Here is a 17,447-nt window from a genome sequence, read left to right as displayed (position 1 = left end):
CTCATCATCCTCAATAATGCGGCGGGGGCTCGTTGGCGGGGCCCGGCGCATGCGTCTCGGCTTCCTGAAGTCGCTCGCCGAGCTCCGCGATCTTCCGCGTCAGCGCGTCGATCTGCTTCCACTGCGCGGTGATCGTCTGGTTGAGCGTCTCGATCGTATCATCCTGATAGGCGATGCGTGTCTCCAGCGTGTCGATCCGCTCGCCCAGCGTCTTGATGTCACTCGTCACGGTCGTGCCCCAATTCCTGTTCGCGCAGGCCCCGTTCGCGCAAGCCATGACCGAGTGCGACGCGCTCGTCGAATACAAAACATTCGCCGCGCCAGCGGCTCTGCGCCTCCGGCACCTCTTCCAGATATTTGAGGATACCGCCCTTGAGGTGATAGACCTCGGCAAAGCCGCGCGCGAGCAGATGCGCGCTCGCCTTCTCGCAGCGGATGCCGCCGGTGCAGAACATCGCGATCCTGCGATGCTTGGCCGGATCGAGCTGCTCGGCGGCAAAATCCTTGAACTGCCCGAAGCTCCTGATGCCAGGATCGACCGCACCCTCGAACGTGCCCATCGCAACCTCGAAGGCATTGCGGGTGTCGAGCACCAGCGTGTCCGGTGCCGCGATCAGCGCGTTCCATTCGGCGGCCTTGACGTAAGTGCCGACCTGACGCGTCGGATCGGCGGCCTCGTCGCCGAGCGTGACGATCTCCTTCTTCAGCCGCACCTTGAGCCGGCCGAACGGCATCGCCTCGGCGGTCGAGAATTTCAGCTCGAGATTGTTCAGCCGGCCGCCGAACAGGGCGCCGTGCGCGAGCTCGTGGACGAAGACGTCGATCGCCTCGGGCGCACCCGCGATCGTGCCGTTGATACCTTCCTGGGCGAGCAGCACGCTGCCCTTGAGCGCGAGGCCTGCGCAGAACGCGCGCAACGGCTCGCGCAGCGCGCGGTAATCGGGCAGGGCGGCGAATTGGTAAAAGGCGGCGACCTTGTGGATCATGGCGGCTCGTTTAGCAGGCGGCCGCCGCCCAGAAAACCCGCATGGCCCCGGACGGCAAAAGGTCTATACGCCCAGCGGATGGCAGCCATTTCGCTGGTATGCCAGCATTGCCCCGGCGGGCCTGAATGTGTCATGTAGGCCCGGTTTTTCCGAGACGGCGCGCCCTCCGCGTCGACGGTCCAAGAGAGCCCCCAAAGAGAGCCCTGAGAGAGCAGAACTTCGATGAGAAACTTCCATTTCCCCGGCAGGTCCACCGTCCACGCCACCAACGCGATGGTCGCGACTTCGCATCCGCAGGCCTCCCTGGCCGCGATCGAGGTGCTGCGCGAGGGCGGCACGGCGGTGGACGCGGCGGTGGCGGGTTCGGCGCTGCTCGGCGTGATCGAGCCGCAATCGACCGGCATCGGCGGCGACTGCTTTGCGCTGATCCAGCCGCGCGGCGAGGGCAAGATCATCGCCTATAACGGCTCCGGCCGGGCGCCGAAGGCGGCGAACGCCGACTGGTATCTCGAGCGCAAGATCAATTCCGTGCCGCTGACCTCGGCGCATGCGGTCTCGATCCCCGGCGTGATCGACGCCTTCGCCACCGTGCTGCGCGATCACGGCAAGTTCGGCTTCGACCGCCTGCTGCAGCCCGCGATCAAGGCCGCGGAAGAGGGCTATGTCGTTGCCCCCCGCATCGCCTTCGACTGGAAGAACCAGTTCGAGAAGCTGAAGGGTGGCACCAACACCGTGCGTTACCTGTTGCCGGGCGGCGAGCCGCCGGTCGCCGGCGACGTCATCCGCCAGGCCGAGCTCGGCAAGACCCTGCGCGCGATCGCCAAGGACGGCCGCGACGCCTTCTACAAGGGCGCGATCGCGGAGGACATGGTCGAGACCCTCAGGGGGATCGGCGGCCTGCACACGCTCGACGATTTCGCCGCCCACACCACCGAGACGACGATGCCGATCGGCACCAATTACAAGGGTTACGACGTCTGGCAGTGCCCGCCGAACGGCCCGGGCGTGACCGCGCTCTTGATGCTCAACATCCTGTCGCGGTTCGACCTGACCAAGTACGCGCCGCTCAGCATCGAGCGCTTCCATCTCGAAGCGGAGGCCGCGCGCATCGCCTACATGAATCGCGAGATGCATGTCGCCGATCCCGAACATATGAAGATCGACGTCGCCGAAATGCTCGCGAAGGGCTTTGCCGACGAATACATCAGCAAGATCCGCATGGACGGTATGCTCGACCTGCCGAACGTCGCGCCGCCGATGAATCCCTCGACCATCTACATCACGGTCGTGGACAAGGATCGCAACGTCTGCTCGTTCATCAATTCGATCGCGCATTCCTTCGGCTCGGCGATCGTCTCGAACAAGACCGGCGTGCTGTTCCAGAACCGCGCCGGCGGCTTCCGCATCCAGCCCGGCCATCCCAACTGCATCGCCGGGGGCAAGCGCCCGCTGCACACGATCATGCCGAGCCTGCTCACCAAGGGCGGCCGCTCCGTGATGCCGTTCGCGGTGATGGGCGGACAATACCAGCCGGTCGGCCAGACTCACGTGGTGACCAACATTCTCGACTATGGCTGCGACGTGCAGGAAGCGATCGACATGCCGCGCGGTCTGCACTACGAGGGCCAGTACCAGCTCGAGGACAGCGTGCCTGCCGATATCGTCGAAGGGCTGAAGAAGCTCGGCCACAAGACCACCAGCGTGGTCGGCCCGCTCGGCGGCGCGCAGGCGATCTGGATCGACTGGGACAAGGGCACGCTCACTGGCGGTTCCGATCCGCGCAAGGACGGCTGCGCGCTGGGCTATTAAGCGGGGCCCGAGGGCTGGAAACGATTGCTTCGTTGCGCTAGACACCTTCCGCCTCAAACGGAAGGTCTCCTATGCAGCGTTTCCAGCGCGCACTCCTCGCCATCATGTCGGCACTCGCGATCACCGTGATCGGCAGCGTGTCGATATTCGTCTCCACCACGGCATCGGCCCAGACTGCAGGAAAACCCATGACAACAGCTTCAGGCTTGCAGACCATCGACAGCGTCGTCGGCACCGGCGCTTCGCCAACGCCCGGCCAGATCTGCGTGATGCACTACACCGGCTGGCTCTACGAGAACGGCCAGAAGGGCAAGAAATTCGACTCGTCGGTCGACCGCAACGAGCCGTTCGAGTTTCCGATCGGCAAGGGCCGTGTCATCGCCGGCTGGGACGAGGGCGTTGCCACGATGAAGGTCGGCGGCAAGCGCACGCTGATCATCCCGCCGCAGCTCGGCTACGGCGCCCGCGGCGCCGGTGGCGTGATCCCGCCGAACGCGACATTGATGTTCGACGTGGAATTGCTCGCGGTGAAGTGAACCGCACGTCCATACGGAAACAAAAGACCGGCCTCGCGGCCGGTCTTTTCGCTTTCAGATTGACGCGCGTCACTCGGCCGCGCGCCTTGCCGCAGCCGCGGCGCGATCGATTGCTTCCTTAGCGGCGTCCTTGGCGTCGCCCATGGCCTGCTGGCCCTTGCCCTTCACTTCCTGGACCACGCCTTCGCCCTTCAGGCGATCGGAACCGGTGGCTTCACCGATACCCTGCTTGGCCTTGCCGATGGCCTCGTTGGCGGTGCCCTTGATCTTGTCGCTCGTGCTACCCATGAAACTCTCCTTCCAGTTGGCTCGCGAAAACAACGCCTGCCCACTACGAGAGTTCCGATTTTGGGTATGGCTTGATAGGCCCGCTTTGGTTAGCTTGCGGCGCACGGAACCAACAGAAAGCAAGTCCCATGACCGGCCATGACCACACGCATTCCCACCATGACCACGATCATGACGATCGCTGGAAACATGACGGCGTGCGCGTCATTCCCGGCAATCAGCTCGATACCAACGTGCCATCGACGGCCGGCATGGACCGCGCGGCCGCGATCAATTTCGCGCGCGTCGGCGCGCAGAAATTGTGGGCGGGCACGGTCAGCATCAAGCCGGACGCCAAGACTGGTGCGCATCACCACGGCCATCTCGAAAGCGTCATCTACGTGGTGAAGGGCAAGGCGCGGATGCGCTGGGGCGAGAGCCTGCAATTCACCGCGGAGGCCGGCCCCGGCGATTTCATTTTCGTCCCGCCCTACGTGCCGCATCAGGAGATCAACGCCAGCCCGGACGAGGTGCTGGAATGCGTGCTGGTGCGCAGCGACGGCGAGGCGGTCGCGATCAACCTCGACATCGAGCCGGTCGAGAAGCCCGAGACCGTGCTGTGGATCGACCCCGTGCACCGGGATCCCAACGAGAAGAAGTAAGGGCCTGAAAGCCTGCTGGTTCTGTGCGACAGAACCACGCAGGCACAGCCTTCAAAAAATATCCGGAAGCCGTGTCGGATGGCCGCTGGGCCATCCGTCCTTGGGCAGAACCCCGCCCAAGGAGCCTCCGATGCCCAAAATGATCTTCGTCAATCTGCCGGTGACCGACCTCAAGCGCGCGACGGCCTTTTACGAGGCGGTCGGCGCGGTCAGGAACCCGCAATTCAGCGACGAGACGGCGAGCTGCATGGTCTTCTCCGAGACCATCTTCGCCATGCTCCTGACCCACGACAAATTCCGCAAGTTCACGCCGAAGCCGATCGCAGATGCCAAGACCTCGAACCAGGTCCTGCTCTGCCTCTCGGCCGACAGCCGCGACGAGGTCGATGACGTCGTCGGCAAGGCCGAGGCCGCGGGCGGGGTGGCCGATCCCAGCCCGAAGGACGAGTACAGCTTCATGTACGGCCGCAGCTTCGAGGATCCGGATGGCCATATGTGGGGCGTGAACTGGATGGACATGGCAGCCTTCGCCGCGCAGTCCGACATGGCGAACGCCTGATCGAAGCCAACGAACATCGACCATCTGAAGAGGAGCATTCACGATGTCCAAGCTCGTGCCCTGCATGTGGTTCAACGGCGATGCCGAGGAAGCCGCGAAGTTCTATGTGTCGCTCGTTCCGAACTCGGAGATCACGCACGTCCAGCGCAACGTTTCGGACGGTCCGTCCGGCAAGACAGGCTCCGTGCTCGTCGTCGAGTTCACCGTGGCCGGGCAGCCCCTGGTCGCGCTCAATGGCGGCATGAAGGTGGAATATACCCACGCAATCTCGCTGATGATCCATTGCGACGATCAAGCTCAGGTCGACAGCGTCTGGAGCGCGTTCCTTGCTCATGGCGGCAAGGAGCAGCAGTGCGGCTGGATCAGCGACCGCTGGGGCGTATCCTGGCAGGTGGTGCCGAAGGTGATGTTCGAATTCCTGTCGAGCCCTGACAAGGCTGCGGCTGCGCGCGCGATGCAGGCCATGATGAAGATGGTGAAGCTTGATGTGGATGTCTTGCGTCGCGCGTTCGAGGGCAAGTCGGCAGCGTGAGGTGGCATGCTCTGGCCACATATTCACTGTCATCGCCCGACTTGATCGGGCGATCCAGTACTCCGAGACGCTAGTGGTCAATCGATAGGCCGCGGCGTACTGGATGCCCTGCCCCCGTGCGCAATTGCGCACTAGGCGGGGCATGACAGCGGAATTTGAGGCGGGGTCTCGCTGCTAGTAATTAATCCTCAGCCCCACGCCGCCATGGATGGTGTTCCCCACCGGCTGTGGACCCAGCGTGCCGTTGGCGAACAGGTCTACGATCCAGCCCTTCTGCACACGGAAGCCGAGGCGGCCGCCATATTCGAACCAGCCCTGGTTGCCCATGGTCGGCACCACTACGCCGTCGCCGGTCACGGTGGCGACGATGCCGCTGCGACTGGCGAAGGACTGCACCCAGCCGCCATTGACGTTGGTCTCGATGTTGCTGCCGAAGAGGTGCGTCCACTGGCCGCCGATCTTGACCAGGCTGGTGCGGTCGGTGCCGGTCGCGATGGTGGCGTCGAACGGATTGAACGCCACGGCGCTGTCCGAATAGCCGGAGACCCGCTGCCAGAGCTGCCAGACTTCGATCGAGGCCGCGACCTCGTCGCGCGGGGACACGCGGCTCATCCAGCCGGCCCGGCCATAGACGGCGTAGTTCGACGCGTTGGTCGAGCCCGTGACGCTCACCGGCCCGAAGCTGGTGTTGTAGCTGCGGGTGTAGCGCGCCTTCTCCCACGGCGTCAGGATGGTGCCGACGTCGAAGAACGGGCGCGACGAGCCCCAATCGGTGAAATCATAGCGCAGAGCGAAGGCGCCGATCGGCGCGCTGGTGATGTTGTAGCCGCCCTCGCTGTATTGCGTGTAGGCGATGCCGGCGAGCAGCGACAGGTTGTTGGTCAGCTCCTTGCGGCCGTGGATGCCGGCCGAGAACGAGCCGGCCGAGCCGAACGCGCTGATGCAGTCGCTGCAATTGACCTGCTCGTTGACGCCGAGCAGCACCGTGCCGAGCACCCGGTTGGTGATCATCTGGTTGAAGCGCTGGTTGGCGAGGCCGCCGATCGAATTGCCGCTGGAGTCCGCGCCGGTCGGGCCCGAAGGTGGAGGCGGCGGATACGGGCTCGGCGAGGACGACGGATAGGGGCTTGGCGAAGGGGAGGGGGTCGGTGTGGGTGTCGGCGACGGCGACGGTGAATAGGTCGGTGACGGCGAGGGCGTCGGCCCACCGCATTCGGACTCGCAAGACGCCTGCGCTGCCGCCGGTCGCGCATTGAGCGCGAAGAACGCAAACGCAGCGGTTGCGGTCAGCGCGGCGGCGAGAACGAAACGCCTGACGTCGAGTTTCGCCATCATCACCGCCCGCACAGCATGCCGTCGTCGTGGACGGCAGGCGTGATGGTCGGCGAGGCGTCCGCATACTGGTTGACCGAGCACAGCCCGGCGCTTGCGGCGCAGTTGGCGGCAAAGGTCCAGGGCGGCGTGTTGGTCTTGGTGATGCTGACCTTGCCGCCGGCCGAGGTGATGATTGCAGTGTCGCCGGGCTGGGTGAGCTGCACGCACTGGGAGCTGGTCGTGCAGACGTTGGCGGCGCCGTCCTGGAGCACGACGACGGAGCGGCCGCGCTGGGAGAGGATATCGAGCGTGGTGCCGCGCACGCCGATGGTCGCGAGCGGTGTCGTGATCTTGTAGGCGGTCTTTTCCGAATGTCCGGTGACGAACCGGAATGCGCCCGTGGTCATGCGGATCGCGACGTCGCGATAGCTGTGCTCGTCGTTGAAGACGGTGCGGTCGAGCTTCAGCGTGGCGCTCGGGCCCAGCGAGAGGTTGGTGCTGTCGGCCATGACGAAGCGCGCTGCGCTGTCGGCACCGGTGCGCACGGTCTCGTCGCGCAACATGCTGTCGCCGACATTGATGGGCGTCGTGGTCGTCGCCACGCGCACCACGTCGTTCTGGATCACGACGGCTTCGCCAACGCGCGTCTGCGCCTGCGCGCAAGGCGCCGCGCAGACAAATGCCGACAACAGAGTTGGGAAAAGCCAGAAACGCAAATTCATTTCGCAACCGATCGATATGTCCCTGATCGTACCGGATCGCGCGCGCTTCCGATGTGGCGAAATTATCACAAGCGGCGCTGGACGTGCGTTATGCTTAGTGACAGTTGCGGCAGAATGCGTTCAATGAAAAGTGCCGTCTTTGTTTTTCTCCGCGGTGAAGCAGATTTGCCACGCAAAATAGCCCCACAGCAGCCGTTCGAATTGCCCGCGGTTCCGAAGGTGTCGCAGAGCGCAGTGATCGCTGTCGCGATTTTCCTGGTCGCGCATCTCGCGCTGCTGATAGGCCTGACGGCGCCGGAGAAGTTCGTCTTCGACGAGGTGCATTACGTGCCGGCGGCGCGACAGATGCTGGCACCCACGATGTCGCAACCGATGCTCAACCCGATGCATCCGCCGCTGGCCAAGGAGATGATCGCGGCATCGATCGCAGCCTTCGGCGACAATGCGCTTGGCTGGCGCTATCCGTCGACCTTGTTCGGCGCGCTCGCGATCGTCGCGATCTATCTGTGCGGGCTCGCGCTGTTCTCCGCGCAGGGGCCGGCGATCGCCGCCGCGGCGATCGCCGGCTTCAACCAGATGGTTTACGTGCAGGCGCGCATCGCCATGCTCGACATTTACGCGCTCGGGTTCGGCCTGCTCGCGATTGCCGCCTTCATGCACGGCTTCCGAAGAGAGCGCCCGCATGCGCTGTTCGCGTTCGCGGGCGCCTTGTTTGGCCTCGCCGCGGCTTGCAAATGGAGCGGCCTGTTTCCGCTCGGCATCTGCATCGTCATGATTGCGGTGATCCGGCTGCTGCAGGGCTGGCACACGCTGTTCGCCGACGCGAAGCCGAGCGACTGGTATCGGCCCGATCTCTGGCCCGATCTTCGCGTGCAGCATGTCGCGCTCTGCTTCGCCGTGCTGCCGGCGCTGACATATCTTGCCGCTTTCGTGCCGCTCTACGGAGCGTCGCTGCCGGATCTGATCGAGGCGCAGCGCCGGATATTCGCCGACAACACCACGACCGCGATCGCCGGCCATACCTATATGAGCGCGTGGCCATCCTGGCCGCTGCTCGCGCGCCCGGTGTGGTTCCTGTTCGACAAGACCTCGGAGAACAATGTCTCCGCGATCGTCTGCCTCGGCAATCCGCTGGTCGCGTGGCCGGCGCTGCTCGCGCTCGCCGTCGTGCTGCGCGACTTCATCGTCGCGCGCCGCTGGGATGCGTTGCTGATCGCGGCGTTCTATTTCGGCTCCTGGCTCGCCTGGGCTCTGCTGCCGCGCACGCTCGGCTTCCTCTACTATTATCTGCCGGCCGCAACCGTGGCGTCGCTTGCGCTGGTCTATGTGCTGCGGCGAGATGGACTGCCGCGCTGGCTGCTGTGGGCCTATGTCGGGGTCGCGGCGATCGGCTTTGCGGTGATGCTGCCGATCTCGGCGGCCTTCATCGGCACGTCCATGCAGACGTTCAACCGGTTGATGCTGTTCCAGAGCTGGATATGAAATCGCCGCCTGTCATGATCGTGGCAGGCGGCTTGTCTCACGCGGCGATGACTTGAAGTTCACTTGGACGCCGTCGTCTTGGCTTCCATGTTGACGACCTGGACGCGGCGGTTGATCGGGTCGGCGCCGTTGGCGGTGTCCTTCAGCTTGGACTTGCCATAGCCGACGGTGACGAGATCGGTGCCGTTGAGACCATAATTCTGCATCAGGTACTTCTTGATGGTGTCGGCGCGGCGTTCGGACAGCCCTTGATTGTACTCTTCGCCGCCGATCGCATCGGTGTGGCCGGCGACCACGAAGGTCGAGCCCTTCAGTGACGGATCGGACAACGCCTTGCCGAGCGCCTGCACCGACGGCACCGACGTCTTGGCGATGTCAGCCGAGTTGTAGTCGAACTGGATCTCCAGATCGATCTTCGGCTTGGTCGCAGCGAGCTCGGCGATCTGCTCGCGCTCGCCCATCGAGAGCGACCGGGTCGAGCGGTTGCGAACCGTGTTCAGGAACGTCGCTTCCTTGGCCTGCGCGGTCGGATCGGCCTGCGGACCGACGGACAGGCCGCGGGTCGCCGGCTTCGGCTTCAGCGCATCCAGGATCTGGTTGGCGGAGACGTTATCGCCGGCGAAAGCCAGGCCCGCCGTCATCGACAGCGCGGCCGTGAGAGTAATCGCCTTCAGTCCAAAAAACTTATCAAAACGGGTCATTGTCGTATCCTCGCTGTTACGCCTGATGGCGATTTGATGTTGCGAGCGTAGGGAAGGTTCAACAGCCTCGATGTGATGCGGGTCACATTCCAGACGACCGAAATGACCCGTGCATCCTGGCGCCGGCGCGGATCGGCATCCATGGCATGTCGCGCCAGCGGCGGTGCCCTGCCACCGGGAGGAAGCGCTGTCTCATTCGGCGTTGACAGCGGATTTGCTGAACCGGCTGGACTCGCAGCCCGAGCAGGTACAATCTTTCGGTCATTGTTCGTCACCAGCCGTATTGCCAGCTGCGCCAGCAGCCCGAAACGCGACCGTCGCAGCGACTCTCAGCTCGGTTCGAGCAGCAGAAATCCCCGAGTGATCCAGATCACAGTGCATCGTTGTGAACTGGATCAGATTGCTCTCATCGGATCGGCTCAGGCCGAACCGAGAGCAGCGAGGAAGTTTGGATCAGGGGAGAATGATCATGCGCTTCTTGATCGCAGCAATTTCAATCGCAGTATTTCTCGTCAGCGGCAACGCGGCCTTCGCGGACAAGCGCGTCGCCTTCGTGGTCGGCAACGCCGCCTACAAGAACGTCCCGCAGCTTCCCAACCCCGCGATCGATTCCAAGGCGATGGCCAGGGTGCTGCGCAATGTCGGCTTCGACGTCGTCGAGGGCGCCAACCTCACCCGCGATGCCATGACCGCGAAGCTTCTGGAGTTTGGCAAGAAGAGCGAAGGCGCCGACGTCGCGGTGTTCTTCTATGCCGGCCACGGGATTGCCGTGAACGGCGTCAACTACCTGTTGCCGGTCGACGCCGACCTGAAATCCGAGATGGACGTCAAGCTGGGCGCGGCGATCAATGTCGACCTCACGCTCGATCAGACCATGTCGGACGCGAAGGTGAAGCTCGTGTTCCTGGACGCCTGCCGCGACAATCCGTTCGCGGCGAAGATCCGCTCGGCCAAGGCCACCCGCTCCGTCAACGTCCAAACCGGTCTTGCCGAGATGAAGTCGGGTGAGGGCACGCTGATCGCCTTTGCCACCGGCCCCGGTCAGACCGCGCTCGACGGCGAGGCCGGCACCAACAGCCCGTTCACCCGCGCCCTCGTCGCCAACATTGCCCAGCCCGGGATCGAGATCCAGCAGGCGATGACCAAGGTCCGCGCCCAGGTCAGTGACGAGACCAGCAAGGGGCAATTGCCCTGGGGGCACACCAACCTCACGGGCAACGTCTATCTCAATCCGGTCGGCGCGCCGGCTGCGGCCACGACCGATCCGTCGAACGCGCCGGCGTTGGCCGCGAGCAAGCAAGGCTCCGACGTCGAGCTCGAGTTCTGGCGCTCGATCAGGGACTCCAACAAGGTCGAGGAGCTCAACGCCTATCTCACCAGCTATCCCAACGGCACGTTCAAATCGATCGCACTCGCCCGCATCGCGGCGTTGCAGGATGGGCCATCCATCACGACCCGCAACCTCTCCGCCGGGATCGATCCCGCGACCTTTACGGAAGAAGCCAACCAGGTGTCTGAAGACCAGATCGGTCTGGACAAGAACCAGCGCCGCGACGTGCAGCGCCGCCTCACCGGGCTCGGCTTCGACGTCAAGGCAACGGGCAAGTTCGACGATGAGACCCGTTCCGTGGTGAGGCGGTGGCAGGCTGCCCGTGGCTATCCTGCGACCGGTTTTCTCAACAAGCTCCAGCACAAGGCCCTGCTGTCGGAGATTGTCTCGACCCGCGCGGCCTCCTCCGAACAGGCAGACGACGAGCCGGCGCGTCGCCGGTCCTCCGGCGGTGGCGGCCGGCGCCATTACGGCGGTGGCAGTGCCGGTCCGCCAGTCGGCCCCGGCGGTCTGTTTGGCGGTATGATGGGCGGGTTGTTCGGCCGCCGCTGAGCCGGCAGGCAAGCAACAGGCGGCCCGGTTCGGGCCGCCAATTTGTTCCGGAAACCCTTGCTCACCGACCGTCGCAAAGCCGTCGCGTGATGGCCCGCGTGCGAACAAGAATTCGGCCAGTTGGGCGCCTAGCAGGACTCCGCGTCCAATGACCGCCGAGGAAGGGAGCCGAGTTCAGTCCAGTGCCCAGGCCGAGTGATTACCAGTTCTATCGTGGCGGCCCGCCGGATCGGACAGTCTTTCTGAGCTCAATGCCCATCTATGTCGGTGCGGCGATGATCGCGGTGGCGATCCTGCTGTCTACGCTGATCACCGGGCTGAGCAGCCGTTACGTCGGCCTCGACGGTCCGAACGACGAGAACATGTGGCTGGTCGACCGCCTCACCGGCAGCGTCTATCGCTGCCAGGCGGAGGGGCGTGGCAAAGCGTCCTGCGAGCCCGATGTCGCCACAGGCAGCGTCGGGGAGCGATCAAAGGCCGCACGCTAGAACGATGAAATCCCTTCTCTGTGAAGCGCTCTCCCGGAAAAATAGATGCCGCGCAGGCCGGCATCACGCCGGCTTCGTTTTCCGGAGGAGGAAACTTGATGAAGACCCTGTTGCTCGCGGCGGCGTTCGCTGCACTTGCCCTGTCTCCCGCGTCGGCCGCCAAGATGTCATGCACCAGCGCGAACATGGCCAAGCTCGTTGTCGGGTTGGGCGGTGAAGACACGCCGGGCAAGATCGCGGCGCGCAAGTCGATGGCCTCGGCCAATTCCGACATGAGCAAAGGCAACATGCACGGTGCCTGCACGCACTACATGAACGCCGAGAAGGCGATGGCGATGAAGTAACCTCGCGCCGATCTGGCGTGACCGGGCCGCGCTGGCAGCAGATGGCAGCGCGGCTTTTTCTTCTCTTCAGTCTCTCTTTTTCCCGGCGCGAATCCGGCTACATTGCCTCCTGCAATGTCACGCGCGCCCAAACCCTTTCCGATCCCCACGATACAGGCCCGGCGGATCTGGCTGCATGCCCAGCGGCTGGACGAGCGCGCGCCGTTCGGGGAGGGGGCACCCGCCGTGGCGGATGCGATCGCCCATCTCGGTTATGTGCAGATCGACACCATCAACGTCATCGAGCGCAGCCACCACCACATCCTGTTCAGCCGCATCCCGTCCTACCGGCGTGCCGATCTGCGCCAGGCCCAAAGCGTCGACCGGAGCGTGTTCGAATACTGGACCCATGCGCTGTCCTACGTGCCGGCGAACGATTTTCGCTTCTTCCTGCCGGCGATGCGCGAGCACCGGCGCGAGGGGCACAAATGGTACACCTCGGTCACCCCGGCCGATACGCGCAAGGTGATGCGGCTGCTGCGCGCCGGCCCGCTGACGATCCGCGACATCGAGGACGACGTGCTCACCGAGAAGGAGCACCTCTGGCAGAGCCGAAAACCCTCGAAGCGGGCTTTGCAGCTCGCCTTCTACACCGGCGTCGCGACCGTCAGCGCGCGCCAGGGCATGCTCAAGACCTATGAGCTGATGACGCGGCACTTCGGCTGGGACAAGCTGCCGAAGCCGGCGTCGCCGAGAGACATCACGGCCTATCTGCTCGAGCGCGCGCTGCGGTCGCAGGGCGTGGTCAGTCTGGATTCGATCTGCCACCTCGATGCGCCGAGCAAGAAGGCGATCGCTCGGCTGGTCGCCTCACGCGTCCGCCGCGGTGAGCTCGTGCCCGTTGCGATCGAGGGCGCGGGCAAGCAGGAGCATTGGGCCGCGCCCGCGGCACTGGAGCCGGGTGAGGGCGCCTCGCCCGATCTGGTTCACATCCTCTCGCCGTTCGATCCCCTGATCATCCAGCGCAAGCGCACCAATCTGTTCTTCGGCTACAACCATCTGTTCGAAGCCTATGTGCCGAAGGCCAAGCGCAAACTCGGCTATTTCGCGTTGCCCGTGCTGGTGGGCGACGAGATCGTCGCGGCGCTTGACCTCAAGACCGATAGGCAGGCCAAGAAACTCTTGATGCAGAAATGGACCTGGGTCGGGCAGGGGAAGAAGACGGCGGGGCGCAAGGAGCTGAAGCGCGTGATCGAGGATGAGCTTGACCGCTTCGAACGGTTTCAACTGGCGGAGTGACGGCTGCTCGCCACGGCGCTAACGCGCCTTTGCCCACCCTATAAGACCATCAATCCAAACGCCGAACGCAATCCCCACCCCATACGCCACCAGATTCCACAGCGAGAAGATCCGTCCTAACAGCAGCGCGCCCGCGGTGGTAAGCCGGAACGCATCGAGCCAGGGCGCATGCACCAGCCGGGAGAACTCGACGGCGATCGCGATCGCCGCGGCGATGGCTGCAAGTCGGCTCCGCGACATCCCCGGCAGCAAAGCCCCGACCAGCAGAAACACCATCGTCGCCCACAGCAGCGAGCCGCCATACTTCACGACGAAGGCGGGAAGCCCGAGTGGAAAGCCGTACCAGCGCAAGGACAGCCCGCAGGCGATCACGACCAGCGCGAGGGCGGCGCGGATCAGCGATCGCCGTCGCGGCGCAACGGTGTTGACCGGTTGCGCCCCGTGCATTGCTCGCTCCATTGACTCTTTGCCCGCGATGCTCAAAACCGCCATCAGCCCATAAAAGCAACAACCCCGGGGGAAAGCCATGAGCCAGACCACGACCTATGCCGGTTCCGCCGGCTCAGCCAAGTCGGAAATCGAGACCTCGACGATCCGCGCCATCTCCTGGCGCCTGATTCCATTCCTGGTGCTGGCCTACTTCTTCTCCTATCTCGACCGAGTCAATCTTGGCTTCGCTGCGCTGACCATGAACGCGGAGCTGAAGTTCACGCCGCTGATCTTCTCCTGGGGCGCCGGCATCTTCTTCATCGGCTATTTCATCTTCGAGGTGCCGAGCAATCTGGCGCTGGAAAAGTTCGGCGCGAGCCGCTGGATCGCCCGCATCATGGTGACCTGGGGCATCATCTCGGCGCTGATGGCGCTGGTCAGCGGCGTGACGAGCTTCTACGTGCTGCGCTTCCTGCTCGGCGTCGCCGAGGCCGGCTTCTTCCCCGGCATCATCCTCTATCTCACCTACTGGTACCCGGCCGAGTATCGCGCCCGCTTCCTCGCCGCCTTCGCCATCGCCGTCCCGGTCTCCACCGTGATCGGCGCGCCGATCACGGGCCTGCTGCTCGGGCTCGACGGCGCGATGGGGCTGAAGGGCTGGCAGTGGCTGTTCATCATCGAGGGCATCCCCTCGGTGCTGCTCGGCATCGTCACCTGGTTCTATCTCACCGACAAGCCGGCGAAGGCGGACTGGCTCTCGGCCGATCAGAAGGCCTGGCTCAAGTCCAGGCTCGATTCGGAAATCGCGGCCAAGCAGGCGGTGAAGCATCTGTCGCTCGGCGAGGCGCTGTCGTCGCCGAAGGTGATCACGCTGAGCCTGGTCTATTTCGGCTTCGTCGGTGCGCTCTACGGCATGCAGTTCTGGCTGCCGCAGATCGTCAAGGCGTTCGGCCTCACCAACGCGCAGACCGGCTTCGTCACCGCGATCCCGTATCTGTTCGGCACCGTCGCCATGATCCTGTGGGCGCGGCATTCCGATGCGACGCGCGAGCGCGTGATGCATGTCGGCGCGCCATTGCTGCTCACCGCCGTCGCGCTTGGCGTCTCCTCCTATCTCACCGATCCCACCATGACGATGGTGGTGCTGACCGTCGCGGCGATCGGCGTGTTCTGCTGCTTCGGCGTGTTCTGGACGCTGCCGACCGCCTGGCTCTCCGGCACGGCCGCGGCCGGCGCCATCGCGCTGATCAACTCGATCGGCAACCTCGCCGGCTTCGGCGGTCCCTACCTGATCGGCTGGGTCAAGGAAGCCACCGGCCAGACCTCGACCGGTTTGCTGGTGCTGGCCGTGCTGCCTCTGATCGCCGGCATCCTTGTGTTTGTCGGCGGCCACGAGAGCAAGCACGAGTTCGCCGGGCAGGGGCGGTAGGTTGGACCGACGCTATGCAGCGGCCCAAAGACCCGGATAGCGCTGCGTTCCATCCGGGCTAGGGGCTAATCTGCGCTGGCGCTTCTCTGCGAACCAGCCAGTCCAAGGAACACCAGCACAGCGCGGTTGAGACGCAAGAGGTCGTCATCGTCTAGGCGACCGACTAGCGTTCCCACCTTGGCTTTCGGCACCGTGGTAATCTTATCGACCATCAGCCGGGACGGCACTCGAAGGCCGTTGTTGTCGTTTGGCTCGACCTTGAGCCGGAAAAGCGGCGCCTCGGTTTCGTCGGTTGTGAAAGCGCAGACAGTGATCGAGTTCGTGGCGTCGAAGCTGTCGTCCTGCACGATGACGACGGGGCGCGGCTTGCCCGCATAGTCCTTGCCGCCTGCCACCGTCCAGATCTCACCTCGCTTCATTCATCCGTCCAATCGGATACGGCGTCGATGAAGCCCTGGTCTTCGGATGCATGTACACTGGTCGCGACCGCAAGCGATTGGCGATGGGCTTCCGATCGAAAGGACGGAGAGCGAATATCCGGCACCCAAATCTGAATCGGCCGCAGGCCTTGTGCGCGCAATCGATCACGGTGGGCCTGCACCTTCAGACGAGACGGCTTGGGCTTTGAAGGGCTCATATGTGCTCTCCGGTTACATGTAACCCTATCAAGAAATGTCCCTAGTTACCAGCGGCACATGGGCAGCAATCCTTACCACTCCTTAACGATCACGCTTTCCTGATGACTGACGATTATTGACTTTTATCAGTGATTAGTCGACATTCCTCTCATTGCAGTCGCGGGAGTGTCCTCCGATGTTCGTTCGGTCAGTTTTGTCCAGCTATTCCAAGCTCTTGGCGGGTGTCTCGCTGGCCCTTATGGCCGCGGCGCTGGCCGGGTGCAATGACACCGTCGCTGAAAAGGCCGAGCCGCCGCGGCCGGTTCTGGTCGCGACCGCCCATTATGATGCCGAGACTCCAGAGCGCAGCTTCGTCGGCACCGTCAGGCCCCGGATCGAGAGCGATCTCGGTTTCCGCGTGGCCGGCAAGGTTGCCAAGCGCCTTGTCGAGGTCGGCCAGACCGTCGAAGTCGGGCAGCCGCTCGCGACCCTCGACGAGGTCGATCTGAAGCTCCAGGCCGAGCAGTCCGTCGCCGAGCAGACCGCCGCGACCGGCGTGCTGGCCCAGGCCGCCGCCGCCGAGCAGCGCGCCAAGGATCTGAAGGCCAAGGGCTGGACCACCGATGCCCAGATGGATTCGAGCCGTGCCGCCGCCGACGAGGCCCGCGCCCGCCTGAACCGGGCCGAGCGCTCGGTCGAGCTGACCAAGAATTCCCTTTCCTACGCGACGCTCAACGCCGACGCCCGTGGCGTCGTCACCGCAACGCTGATCGAGCCCGGCCAGGTGGTCGCCGCGGGCCAGGCTTCGATCCGCGTCGCCCGCTTTGCCGAGAAGGAAGCGGTCGTCGCGATCCCTGAGACGCTGGTTGGACGTGCCAAGTCGGGCGCCGCCAGCGTCACTCTTTGGTCGGAGCCGGACAAGAAGTATGCGGCCAAGCTGCGCGAGATCGCGCCGGCGGCCGATCCGGCCACACGCACCTATCTTGCAAAGTTCTCGCTGCCCGAGGCCGACGACAAGGTTTCGCTCGGCATGACCGCGACGCTGACGCTGTCGGATGCCGCGACCGAGCGCGTCGCACGGCTGCCGCTGTCGGCGCTGTTCAACGAAGGCGGCAAGCCCTCCTTCTACGTCGTCGACGACAATGGCGCCGTCACGCTCAAGCCGGTCGTGGTGAAGTCCTACGAGAGCAACGACGTCATCATCACCAGTGGTGTCGAAGAGGGCGCCAAGATCGTGGCCCTCGGCGTGCAGAAGCTCGATCCGAGCCAGCGGGTGCGGATCGTCTCGTCGCTGTCTTTCTAGAGTTTAGCGCATGATCCGGAAAAGTGAGCAGCGGTTTTCCGAGAAGATCATGCGCAAAGAATAAGAGTCACGTCGTGTGAGGTGAGTTTTCGGCCCAAGCGCAAATG

General features: G+C 64.3%; 22 protein-coding genes. 12 read left to right on the top strand and 10 right to left on the bottom strand.

The window, feature by feature from the left end:
- Positions 1-10 precede the first annotated feature (10 nt).
- Together BJ6T_RS35810 and trhO are read right to left on the bottom strand one after the other, a co-directional pair.
- Entirely contained in the window at positions 11-229 is a 219-nt protein-coding gene (locus tag BJ6T_RS35810; protein WP_014497478.1) for a SlyX family protein, read from the bottom strand.
- The gene (gene trhO / locus BJ6T_RS35805; RefSeq protein WP_014497477.1) at positions 219-986 is read right to left on the bottom strand and encodes an oxygen-dependent tRNA uridine(34) hydroxylase TrhO; all 768 of its coding nucleotides are present in this window, start codon (positions 984-986) and stop codon (positions 219-221) included. The genes BJ6T_RS35810 and trhO overlap by 11 nt, the downstream gene beginning before the upstream one ends.
- A gap of 222 nt (positions 987-1,208) precedes the next feature.
- Here trhO and ggt point away from each other — a divergent pair, with 222 nt between their 5' ends.
- Positions 1,209-2,795 (top strand): gamma-glutamyltransferase, encoded by a 1,587-nt coding sequence (gene ggt, locus BJ6T_RS35800; RefSeq protein ID WP_014497476.1) that lies wholly within the window; start codon positions 1,209-1,211, stop codon positions 2,793-2,795.
- A gap of 37 nt (positions 2,796-2,832) precedes the next feature.
- On the opposite strand, the gene BJ6T_RS48710 is transcribed toward ggt, so the two are convergent.
- Positions 2,833-2,985: a hypothetical protein gene (locus BJ6T_RS48710; RefSeq protein ID WP_232208452.1), complete on the bottom strand. Its 153-nt coding sequence runs from the start codon at positions 2,983-2,985 to the stop codon at positions 2,833-2,835.
- On the opposite strand from BJ6T_RS48710, the gene BJ6T_RS35795 reads away from it, so the two are divergent.
- A complete protein-coding gene (locus BJ6T_RS35795) occupies positions 2,921-3,331 on the top strand; it encodes an FKBP-type peptidyl-prolyl cis-trans isomerase (protein ID WP_240538003.1) in 411 nt (136 codons plus the stop codon). The two genes, BJ6T_RS48710 and BJ6T_RS35795, sit on opposite strands and share 65 nt — an antisense overlap.
- A 69-nt stretch (positions 3,332-3,400) precedes the next feature.
- Here BJ6T_RS35795 and BJ6T_RS35790 read toward each other — a convergent pair whose 3' ends face one another.
- Positions 3,401-3,619 carry a CsbD family protein gene (locus BJ6T_RS35790; RefSeq protein ID WP_014497474.1) on the bottom strand — a complete coding sequence of 73 codons (219 nt, stop codon included), beginning with the start codon at positions 3,617-3,619 and terminating at the stop codon, positions 3,401-3,403.
- 128 nt (positions 3,620-3,747) lie between these two features.
- Here BJ6T_RS35790 and BJ6T_RS35785 point away from each other — a divergent pair, with 128 nt between their 5' ends.
- The 3 genes from BJ6T_RS35785 (at position 3,748) to BJ6T_RS35775 (ending at position 5,351) form a co-directional block, all read left to right on the top strand.
- Positions 3,748-4,260, top strand: coding sequence for a cupin domain-containing protein (locus BJ6T_RS35785; protein ID WP_014497473.1), 513 nt, complete (start codon positions 3,748-3,750; stop codon positions 4,258-4,260).
- Positions 4,261-4,390: 130 nt separating this feature from the next.
- Positions 4,391-4,819 carry a VOC family protein gene (locus BJ6T_RS35780; protein ID WP_014497472.1) on the top strand — a complete coding sequence of 143 codons (429 nt, stop codon included), beginning with the start codon at positions 4,391-4,393 and terminating at the stop codon, positions 4,817-4,819.
- 43 nt (positions 4,820-4,862) lie between these two features.
- Complete coding sequence (locus BJ6T_RS35775) at positions 4,863-5,351, top strand: VOC family protein (RefSeq protein WP_014497471.1); 489 nt, start codon at positions 4,863-4,865, stop codon at positions 5,349-5,351.
- A 174-nt stretch (positions 5,352-5,525) separates the two neighbouring features.
- On the opposite strand, the gene BJ6T_RS35770 is transcribed toward BJ6T_RS35775, so the two are convergent.
- Entirely contained in the window at positions 5,526-6,683 is a 1,158-nt protein-coding gene (locus tag BJ6T_RS35770) for a hypothetical protein (protein WP_014497470.1), read from the bottom strand.
- A gap of 2 nt (positions 6,684-6,685) precedes the next feature.
- Complete coding sequence (locus tag BJ6T_RS35765; protein WP_028170416.1) at positions 6,686-7,387, bottom strand: FecR family protein; 702 nt, start codon at positions 7,385-7,387, stop codon at positions 6,686-6,688.
- 51 nt (positions 7,388-7,438) lie between these two features.
- Between BJ6T_RS35765 and BJ6T_RS35760 the strand changes: the two genes are divergently transcribed.
- Complete coding sequence (locus tag BJ6T_RS35760) at positions 7,439-8,869, top strand: phospholipid carrier-dependent glycosyltransferase (protein WP_141379416.1); 1,431 nt, start codon at positions 7,439-7,441, stop codon at positions 8,867-8,869.
- 59 nt (positions 8,870-8,928) lie between these two features.
- On the opposite strand, the gene BJ6T_RS35755 is transcribed toward BJ6T_RS35760, so the two are convergent.
- Positions 8,929-9,570 (bottom strand): OmpA family protein, encoded by a 642-nt coding sequence (locus BJ6T_RS35755; RefSeq protein WP_014497467.1) that lies wholly within the window; start codon positions 9,568-9,570, stop codon positions 8,929-8,931.
- Between the two features lie 469 nt (positions 9,571-10,039).
- On the opposite strand from BJ6T_RS35755, the gene BJ6T_RS35750 reads away from it, so the two are divergent.
- The 4 genes from BJ6T_RS35750 to BJ6T_RS35735 all read left to right on the top strand — a co-directional run bounded on the left by BJ6T_RS35750 (position 10,040) and on the right by BJ6T_RS35735 (position 13,562).
- On the top strand, positions 10,040-11,452 hold the full coding sequence (locus BJ6T_RS35750) for a caspase family protein (protein WP_014497466.1): 1,413 nt from the start codon (positions 10,040-10,042) through the stop codon (positions 11,450-11,452).
- 251 nt (positions 11,453-11,703) lie between these two features.
- Positions 11,704-11,940, top strand: coding sequence for a hypothetical protein (locus BJ6T_RS35745; RefSeq protein WP_014497465.1), 237 nt, complete (start codon positions 11,704-11,706; stop codon positions 11,938-11,940).
- A 98-nt stretch (positions 11,941-12,038) separates the two neighbouring features.
- A complete protein-coding gene (locus BJ6T_RS35740) occupies positions 12,039-12,284 on the top strand; it encodes a hypothetical protein (RefSeq protein ID WP_014497464.1) in 246 nt (81 codons plus the stop codon).
- A 114-nt stretch (positions 12,285-12,398) separates the two neighbouring features.
- A complete protein-coding gene (locus tag BJ6T_RS35735) occupies positions 12,399-13,562 on the top strand; it encodes a winged helix-turn-helix domain-containing protein (RefSeq protein ID WP_014497463.1) in 1,164 nt (387 codons plus the stop codon).
- Positions 13,563-13,580: 18 nt separating this feature from the next.
- Here the strand turns inward: BJ6T_RS35735 and BJ6T_RS35730 are convergent, their stop codons facing one another.
- On the bottom strand, positions 13,581-14,009 hold the full coding sequence (locus BJ6T_RS35730) for a ribosomal maturation YjgA family protein (protein WP_014497462.1): 429 nt from the start codon (positions 14,007-14,009) through the stop codon (positions 13,581-13,583).
- 79 nt (positions 14,010-14,088) lie between these two features.
- On the opposite strand from BJ6T_RS35730, the gene BJ6T_RS35725 reads away from it, so the two are divergent.
- Positions 14,089-15,420, top strand: coding sequence for an MFS transporter (locus tag BJ6T_RS35725; RefSeq protein ID WP_014497461.1), 1,332 nt, complete (start codon positions 14,089-14,091; stop codon positions 15,418-15,420).
- Between the two features lie 65 nt (positions 15,421-15,485).
- Here BJ6T_RS35725 and BJ6T_RS35720 read toward each other — a convergent pair whose 3' ends face one another.
- Both BJ6T_RS35720 and BJ6T_RS44145 read right to left on the bottom strand, forming a co-directional pair.
- Positions 15,486-15,839 (bottom strand): type II toxin-antitoxin system PemK/MazF family toxin, encoded by a 354-nt coding sequence (locus BJ6T_RS35720; protein ID WP_014497460.1) that lies wholly within the window; start codon positions 15,837-15,839, stop codon positions 15,486-15,488.
- A complete protein-coding gene (locus BJ6T_RS44145) occupies positions 15,836-16,057 on the bottom strand; it encodes an antitoxin MazE family protein (protein ID WP_080583987.1) in 222 nt (73 codons plus the stop codon). Before BJ6T_RS44145 ends, BJ6T_RS35720 begins: the two co-directional genes overlap by 4 nt.
- A gap of 176 nt (positions 16,058-16,233) precedes the next feature.
- Between BJ6T_RS44145 and BJ6T_RS35715 the strand changes: the two genes are divergently transcribed.
- A complete protein-coding gene (locus tag BJ6T_RS35715) occupies positions 16,234-17,340 on the top strand; it encodes an efflux RND transporter periplasmic adaptor subunit (RefSeq protein WP_028170414.1) in 1,107 nt (368 codons plus the stop codon).
- Positions 17,341-17,447 lie beyond the last annotated feature (107 nt).

It is taken from the genome of Bradyrhizobium japonicum USDA 6 (assembly GCF_000284375.1).
Lineage (GTDB): Bacteria > Pseudomonadota > Alphaproteobacteria > Rhizobiales > Xanthobacteraceae > Bradyrhizobium > Bradyrhizobium japonicum.
Note: the sequence above shows the minus strand (reverse complement) of the source record. Positions and strands in the feature narration are given on the sequence as shown.